This is a genomic window from Microbacterium pollutisoli (assembly GCF_053586795.1).
This window is the reverse complement of record NZ_JBNYWT010000005.1, coordinates 289,573-296,185: the sequence shown is the minus strand read 5'-3', so window position 1 is coordinate 296,185 and position 6,613 is coordinate 289,573. Positions and strand designations below refer to the sequence as shown.

Here is a 6,613-nt window from a genome sequence, read left to right as displayed (position 1 = left end):
ACCACGCGTCACCAGACACGCCGCATCTCTGCCCGGTCACGGCGAACGACGAAGCGCCCGCCGGACAGACCAGCCCGACGGGCGCTTCACCCTGCCCGCTTGACAAAACGAGTTACATATCAGTCGAGGTCGTCCACGAAGGCGGTCAGGTGCTCGACGATCTGAGCGGTCGCCTCCTCCCGCGTGAGGGTGGGCGTGCCGTCCCCGGCCTGCGGGCCGTATGCGCCGAACGAGGAATGGGCCGCTCCGGCGATCTCCACCACCACCGCATCCGGAGGCAGCAGATCGTGGGCGGCGGCGATCTCGGCCGGGCTCGACAGGGCGTCCTCACTGCCGGACAGGCTCAGCACCGGCAACGGCTCCTCGGCCAGGTCGGTGGCGCAATAGGAGGCGAACAGCACCAGCGCGTCCGCATCCGTGGCCATCATGCACGCGCGGACCCCGCCCAGGGAGTGGCCGCCCACCAGCCATGTGTCGACACCGGGGGCGAGGTCGGTGAACGTCGACAGCGGTCGCACGTCGAAGAACGCGAGGTTCAGCCAGGGCTTGGTGATCACGACCGTGATGCCCTCCTCGGCCACCAGGGCGGACAGCGTGTTCGCATACGCCCACGGGTCCACTTTGGCGCCGGGGATGAACACGAGCCCGTCGCCGGTGGGCTCGGCAGCCGGGGTCATGACGATCGCTGCGCCGTCCTCGGCGAGGTGGATGCCGGGGTCGGCACGGACCGCGGCCACCGGCTCGGCCTCCGCGGTGCGCACCCCGACCTGGCTCCACACCACGAAGCCGACCACGGCAACGACGATCAGCGCTCCGATCGAGCCCAGCACCCACCGGAGGATCCGACGTCGGCGGCCGGCGGGGCGAGGCGCGGCGGTCATTCCTCCGTCATGTCAAGGTCGCCTGACGGGCCTGCACCTCGGCCACCACCCGCGGATAGAGCGGGTGCCCGGACTCCAGGCCGGTGACCGCCGTGGTGAACCCCTCGGCGTCCTCGGTGCGCAGCTGCTCCTGCAGCTGCACCGCCTGCTCGTCGTCCGGGTCATCGAACGCGAGGGCCGCACCGATGGCGGCCACGAGCCCGTCGACGGGCAGCCCGCGCTCGGCAGCTTCGGCGGCCGGCCCGATGAACCGCTCGTGGCGCGACAGTTTGCGCAACGGCTGACGGCCCACCCGCCCGACGGTGTCGGGCAGCGCCGGGTTGGCGAACCGCTGCAGGATGGTCGCACGGTAGTCGGCCAGTTCCGCCGGGTCCAGGTCGTGCTTGGCCGACAGCAGCGCCGAGGTCTCCGTGAGGGCCGCCGCGACCTTCGCGGCGATGTCCGGGTCGGCCAGCGCGTCCGAGATCTTGCGGACGCCGGCCTGCGCGCCGAAGTACGCGGTGGTGGCGTGACCGGTGTTGACGGTGAACAGCTTCCGCTCGATATACGGGGTGAGGTCTTCGACGAAGTGCGCGCCGGGGATGTTCGGGGGAGTGTCGCCGAACGGCAGCCGCTCGATCGCCCACTCGAAGAACGGCTCCACGGTGACGTCGACGCCCCCGTCGGCCGGCTGGGCGGGCACGATGCGGTCGACGGCCGTGTTGGCGAACACGACACGACCGGCGAGCGCGTCCCACGCACTGCCGGCCCCGGCCATGATCTCGTCGCGCAGCAGGTCCGTCGCGCCGATGGCGTTCTCACACGCCATGACCTGCAGCGGCGGTGCCGCCGGGTCGCGCAGCGCGAGCCCGGCGACGATGTGCGGTGCGATGAACTTCAGCACCGTCGGTCCCACGGCCGTGGTCACGACGTTGGCCGTGGCCACTTCGTCGGCGACCTCCTGCGGGCTCTCGGCGCTGTTGACGGCCCGGAAGCCGGTCACCGTCTTGTCGGTGCCGCCGGCACCCACCTCGTGCACGGTGTACGACGACACCGCGTTGATCGCATCGACCAGCGGCGCGGCCACATCGGAGAAGACCAGGTCGTAGCCGCCTTCGTGCAGAAGCAGCCCGACGAAGCCGCGCCCGATGTTGCCGGCGCCGAAGTGGACGGCCTTCATCCCTCGTTCACCGACTCCAGCAGCGCGAACAGCTCCTCCGGCGTCGCGGCCTGCTTGAGTCGGGCGACCTCGTTCTCGTCCGAGAACAGCAGCGCGATCTGCGACAGGATCTCCAGGTGCTCGTCGCCCTTGCCGGCGATGCCCACGACGAACGTGACCGGGTTGCCGTCCCAGTCGACGCCGCCGTCGTAGCGCACCAGCGACAGGGCCGACTCGAGGATCGCCTGCTTGGTCTCGTTGGTGCCGTGCGGGATGGCCAATTCGTTGCCCATGTACGTGGACACCGTCTGCTCACGCTGCTGCATCGCGTCGTAATACTCGTTGGTGACGGCGCCTGCGGCCTCGAGGATGTCGGCCGCCTCCCGCATCGCGTCGTCGCGGCTGACCGAGCCGGAGTGGATCCGCACCTGTCCGATGTTCAGAACCTGCCGTGCCATTTCGCTGTTCCTTCCAGAGGCTTCCGAGATGAGTGCATGCCGTGGGCCGGGGCCACGGGGCCGGGTGCATCGCGCTGCCCGACCCCGCGGCGGTCCGTGCTCCGAGGCTACGCGTCGGGCTTGTGCTGCTCCACCACCATCCCCACGACCTCGTCGTACTTCGGCGAGTTCATGAAGTTGTCCACCGACACGTGGACCGCGTTCGGATTCTGGCCGCGCGCGCGGTCGGTCAGCTGCTGCTGGGTGATGATCAGATCCTCCGACCCGTCCAGGTTCGCGATCGCCTTGTTGACGACCGTGACGTCCTCGACACCGGCCTGCTTGATCTTGTTGCGCAGCACGCTGGCGCCCATCGCGGACGAGCCCATGCCGGCGTCGCAGGCGAACACGATGCTCCTGATCGGGGCGGTGATCGTCGCGGCGGTCGACGCGGCGGCAGCCGCGGCGCCCCCGGCGGTGGCAGCCGCCAGGTTGGAGAGCGCGTCCGAGGACTTGCCCTTGTTCGCCTCGGTCCGGGCGATGGCCGCCGCGAGCGGGTCGCCGCTGGCCGCTTCGGCCGCGAGGTCGCGCTTGCGGGTGGCGAACAGGATGACCGCCGTCAGCACGAACGTCACCGCGGCGGCCAGCACGACCGACAGGATCACGCCCAGGTGACTGCCCGGCGCCGTCTGGATGAGCACCGCGAAGATCGACCCGGGCGCCGCGGGGGCGACCAGACCCGACTGGAAGATCACGTTGGTGAGCACGCCCGTGGCACCACCCGCGATCAGCGCGACGATCAGGAGCGGCTTGGCCAGCACGTAGGGGAAGTACACCTCGTGGATGCCACCGAGGAACTGGATCACCGCGGCACCCGGTGCCGTGGCGCGCGCCGCCCCCACCCCGAAGAACGTCAGCGCCAGCAGCATGCCGACACCGGGTCCGGGGTTGGCCTCGACGAGGAACAGCAGGCTGCGGCCGGTCTCACTCGACTCGGCCGTGCCCAGCGGGGTGAACACGCCGTGGTTGATCGCGTTGTTGAGGAAGAGCACCTTCGCCGGCTCGACGATGATGCTCGCCAGCGGGATGAGGCTGTTCTCGACGAGCCAGCCGACCGCGTCACCGAGGACGTCGGTGACCCACTTCATGACCGGCGCCAGCCAGAAGAAGGCCGCCAGCGCCGCGAAGAACGCGACGAAACCGGCCGCGAAGTTGTCGACGAGCATCTCGAAGCCGGGCTTGATCTTGCCCTGCCACGGCTTCTCGACGTACTTGAGGATCAACGCCGTCAGCGGACCGGCGATCATCGCGCCGAGGAACATGACGGTGCCCTCCGCGCCGATGATCACGCCCATCGCGGCGACCGCACCCACGACGCCGCCGCGGACGCTGTAGACCATGCGACCGCCCGTGTAGGCGATGAGCACCGGGAGCAGGTAGGTGATCGTCGGACCGACCAGGCCGGTCCACTCGTTCCCCTGCGAGTCGACGCCGCCGCCGAGCATGGCCGAGTCGGCCCATTGCCACGCGGCGACGGGGCTGTTGCTGCCCACCCAGCCGTTCTCGATGAACAGGGCCGTGATCAGACCCCAGGCGATGAACGCCGCGATGTTGGGCATGATCATGCCGGACAGGAATGTGCCGAATCGCTGGACTGCGACGCGGGCACCCCCTCCTGACGCGGGGGCTGTGGCTGTCGACGCCGTTGTCATGGTGTTTCTCCTTCGGGTAGCCCGCGACTCATGCCGCGGGTTCGGCAGCGGCCTGCGCCGCGATTCTGGCGGATGCCGCGTCCGACGCGGCGAGGGCGGCCGCGGCGATGCGCTCGGCATCGTCGCGGGTGTACTGCAAGAGGGTGGCGCGCACGTCGGCCAGCGCGGTCGGTGCCATCGACAAGGTCGACGCGCCGAGCCCGACCAGCACGACGGCCAGCAGCGGATCGGCGGCGGCCTCGCCACAGATGCCGACCGGCTTGCCGTTGGCCTTGCCGCCGTCGGCGGTCGCCTTCACGAGACTCAGCACGGCCGGGTGCCACGGGTCCTGGAAGGACGCCACCGACCCGAGTAGCCGGTCGGCCGCCAGCGTGTACTGGGTGAGGTCGTTCGTGCCGATCGACGCGAAGTCCGCGTGGGCGAGCACCTTGTCGGCCAGGATGGCCGACGAGGGCACCTCGACCATCACTCCGGCCGTCTTGATGCCGTACTCGCGGGCGAGGGAGACGAAGTACTCGGTCTCCTCCACCGTCGACACCATCGGCGCCATCACCCACAGATCCGCATCGGTGGCCGCGTCGGCCTGGGCGAGCGCGGTGAGCTGCTCCTTCAGGATGTCTTCGCTCGCCCGCAGCGCGCGCAGTCCGCGCAGACCGAGCGCGGGGTTCTCCTCGTGCGCGTCGTTGAGGAATGCGAGGGGCTTGTCGGCCCCGGCATCCAGGGCGCGCACGACCACCTTCTTGCCGGGGAACGCCTGCAGCAGCTCGGTGTAGGCCTTCGCCTGCTCTTCGACCGTGGGCGCCTGCGCCGAGGAGAGGAAGAGGAACTCGGTGCGGAACAGGCCCACGCCCTCGGCGCCGAGCTCGACCGCTTCGGCCGCGCCCCCGGGCTTGCCGAGGTTGGCCAGCAGCGGCACCGCGGTGCCGTCGGCCAGAGCGCCCGGTGTGATCGGTGCCGCCGCCGCGTGCTTGCGCGCGTCCGCACGGTTCTGCGCCTGGCCGAGCTCGTCGGCGGTGGGGTCGACGGTCACGACGCCCTTGGCCGCGTCGACGATGACCGTCTCCCCGTCGGTGAGACCGGCGGCGTCGGCGACGCCGACCACGGCGACGATCGACTTCTCCCGCGCGAGGATCGCGGTGTGCGAGGTGGGGCCGCCTTCGGTGGTGACCAGGGCCAGCACCTTGTCCAGATCGAGCAGCGCGGTGTCGGCCGGCGCGAGGTCCTTGGCGACGAGCACGAACGGATGGCCGGGATCGGGCACCCCGGGCGCGGGCAGGCCACGGAGTCGTGCGATGACCCGCTGGGCGACGTCGTCGAGGTCGGCCGCGCGCTCGCCGAGGTAGCCGCCCATCGCCGCGAGCGTGTCGCGGAAGCTGGCGAACGCGTCGTACACGGCGAACTCGCCGGTCTTCCCGGCCTCGACGCGGGCGGCGACCTCCTGGTCGAGGCTGGGATCCTCGGCCATCATCGCCTGCGCCTCCAGCACGTCGCGCGCGGCCCCGCCGGCCTGTGCGCCGCGCTCTTCGAGCTCCCGGGCGACCGCGGCCACCGCCTCGCGCACCCGCGCGAGCTCCTCGTCCTGCGACAGACTGCTCGCGACGTCCTCGGGTGCCGGCAGCGGCTCCGCCATGCGGGCCACCGGCCCCTGCGCCACTCCCAGGCCGATTCCGACTCCGCGCAGTTCTCTCATATCAGGTTCTCCTTGTCGTCGGTGCGGATGCTCACGCGTCGTGGTCGGTGGTCAGCAGTTCGGTCAGTTCGTCGATGACGGCCTCGGCCGTGTCGCCGTCTGCGGTCAGGGTCACGTAGTCGCCGTACTCGACCCCCAGTGCGATCACGCCGAGGATGCTGGCGGCGTTGACCGGTGCGCCGGCGCCCTTGGCGACGGTGACCGGGATGCCGGAGTCCTTCACCGCCTGCGCGAACAGCTTCGCCGGGCGGGCGTGCAGACCGTTCTTCGATCCCACGCGGATCGTGCGGGTGACCTCAGCCATCGTGGTGTCCTCTCGAGGGGTGGATGCCGGTGCTCATGTGCTGCCGCTCCCGTTCAGGGCCGCGTCGACCAGATCCAGGGTGCGCGTGCCGTCGAGGTCGCTGAACGCATCGGCGGGCAGCAGGATCACGTGCGCCCCGCGGTCGGCGGCGGCGGCCCGGATGCGGTCGAGGGACGTGTGCAGGTGCGGGCCCACCAGCACGACGTCGGCGTCGTCGAGATCGATCGGGAGCGACTGCTCCGTCCCCGCGACCGCGCTGACCACGCGCCCCCGGGCCTGCGCGGCATGACGCACGCGCTGGGCCACGAACGTACTGGACGCACCCGCTCCGCACACCACGAGGATCTTCATCGACCGCCCTCCTGAGCCTCATTCTTGTGAAAATCCTGGGAGTGGACAACCAGTCCGCCTTCCGCCCGGGCGGAAGGCCCGCTCCGCGGGCGTGGTTGAC

General features: G+C 70.7%; 7 protein-coding genes. All 7 read right to left on the bottom strand.

Translation table 11 applies throughout. From position 1 onward, the window contains the following. Positions 1–119: 119 nt before the first annotated feature. The 7 genes from ACQ143_RS12945 to ACQ143_RS12915 all read right to left on the bottom strand — a co-directional run bounded on the left by ACQ143_RS12945 (position 120) and on the right by ACQ143_RS12915 (position 6,513). Positions 120–881, bottom strand: a complete 762-nt coding sequence (locus ACQ143_RS12945) for an alpha/beta hydrolase (protein ID WP_449571110.1) — start codon at positions 879–881, stop codon at positions 120–122. A gap of 7 nt (positions 882–888) precedes the next feature. Further along, positions 889–2,040: a mannitol-1-phosphate 5-dehydrogenase gene (locus ACQ143_RS12940; protein ID WP_449571109.1), complete on the bottom strand. Its 1,152-nt coding sequence runs from the start codon at positions 2,038–2,040 to the stop codon at positions 889–891. After that, on the bottom strand, positions 2,037–2,477 hold the full coding sequence (locus tag ACQ143_RS12935) for a PTS sugar transporter subunit IIA (protein WP_449571108.1): 441 nt from the start codon (positions 2,475–2,477) through the stop codon (positions 2,037–2,039). The genes ACQ143_RS12940 and ACQ143_RS12935 overlap by 4 nt, the downstream gene beginning before the upstream one ends. Before the next feature lie 107 nt (positions 2,478–2,584). After that, positions 2,585–4,168, bottom strand: coding sequence for a PTS mannitol transporter subunit IICB (locus tag ACQ143_RS12930; RefSeq protein ID WP_449571107.1), 1,584 nt, complete (start codon positions 4,166–4,168; stop codon positions 2,585–2,587). 28 nt (positions 4,169–4,196) lie between these two features. After that, positions 4,197–5,858 (bottom strand): phosphoenolpyruvate--protein phosphotransferase, encoded by a 1,662-nt coding sequence (ptsP, locus tag ACQ143_RS12925; protein WP_449571106.1) that lies wholly within the window; start codon positions 5,856–5,858, stop codon positions 4,197–4,199. A gap of 31 nt (positions 5,859–5,889) precedes the next feature. Beyond that, entirely contained in the window at positions 5,890–6,162 is a 273-nt protein-coding gene (locus ACQ143_RS12920) for an HPr family phosphocarrier protein (RefSeq protein WP_449571105.1), read from the bottom strand. A gap of 33 nt (positions 6,163–6,195) precedes the next feature. Then, positions 6,196–6,513 (bottom strand): PTS sugar transporter, encoded by a 318-nt coding sequence (locus ACQ143_RS12915; RefSeq protein WP_449571104.1) that lies wholly within the window; start codon positions 6,511–6,513, stop codon positions 6,196–6,198. Positions 6,514–6,613: the final 100 nt, after the last annotated feature.

Coding starts and splice junctions, on each gene's coding strand:
- ACQ143_RS12945 (WP_449571110.1), bottom strand. CDS start 881: ATGACCGCCGCGCCTCGCCCCGCCGGCCGCCGACGTCGGATCCTCCGG.
- ACQ143_RS12940 (WP_449571109.1), bottom strand. CDS start 2,040: ATGAAGGCCGTCCACTTCGGCGCCGGCAACATCGGGCGCGGCTTCGTC.
- ACQ143_RS12935 (WP_449571108.1), bottom strand. CDS start 2,477: ATGGCACGGCAGGTTCTGAACATCGGACAGGTGCGGATCCACTCCGGC.
- ACQ143_RS12930 (WP_449571107.1), bottom strand. CDS start 4,168: ATGACAACGGCGTCGACAGCCACAGCCCCCGCGTCAGGAGGGGGTGCC.
- ptsP (WP_449571106.1), bottom strand. CDS start 5,858: ATGAGAGAACTGCGCGGAGTCGGAATCGGCCTGGGAGTGGCGCAGGGG.
- ACQ143_RS12920 (WP_449571105.1), bottom strand. CDS start 6,162: ATGGCTGAGGTCACCCGCACGATCCGCGTGGGATCGAAGAACGGTCTG.
- ACQ143_RS12915 (WP_449571104.1), bottom strand. CDS start 6,513: ATGAAGATCCTCGTGGTGTGCGGAGCGGGTGCGTCCAGTACGTTCGTG.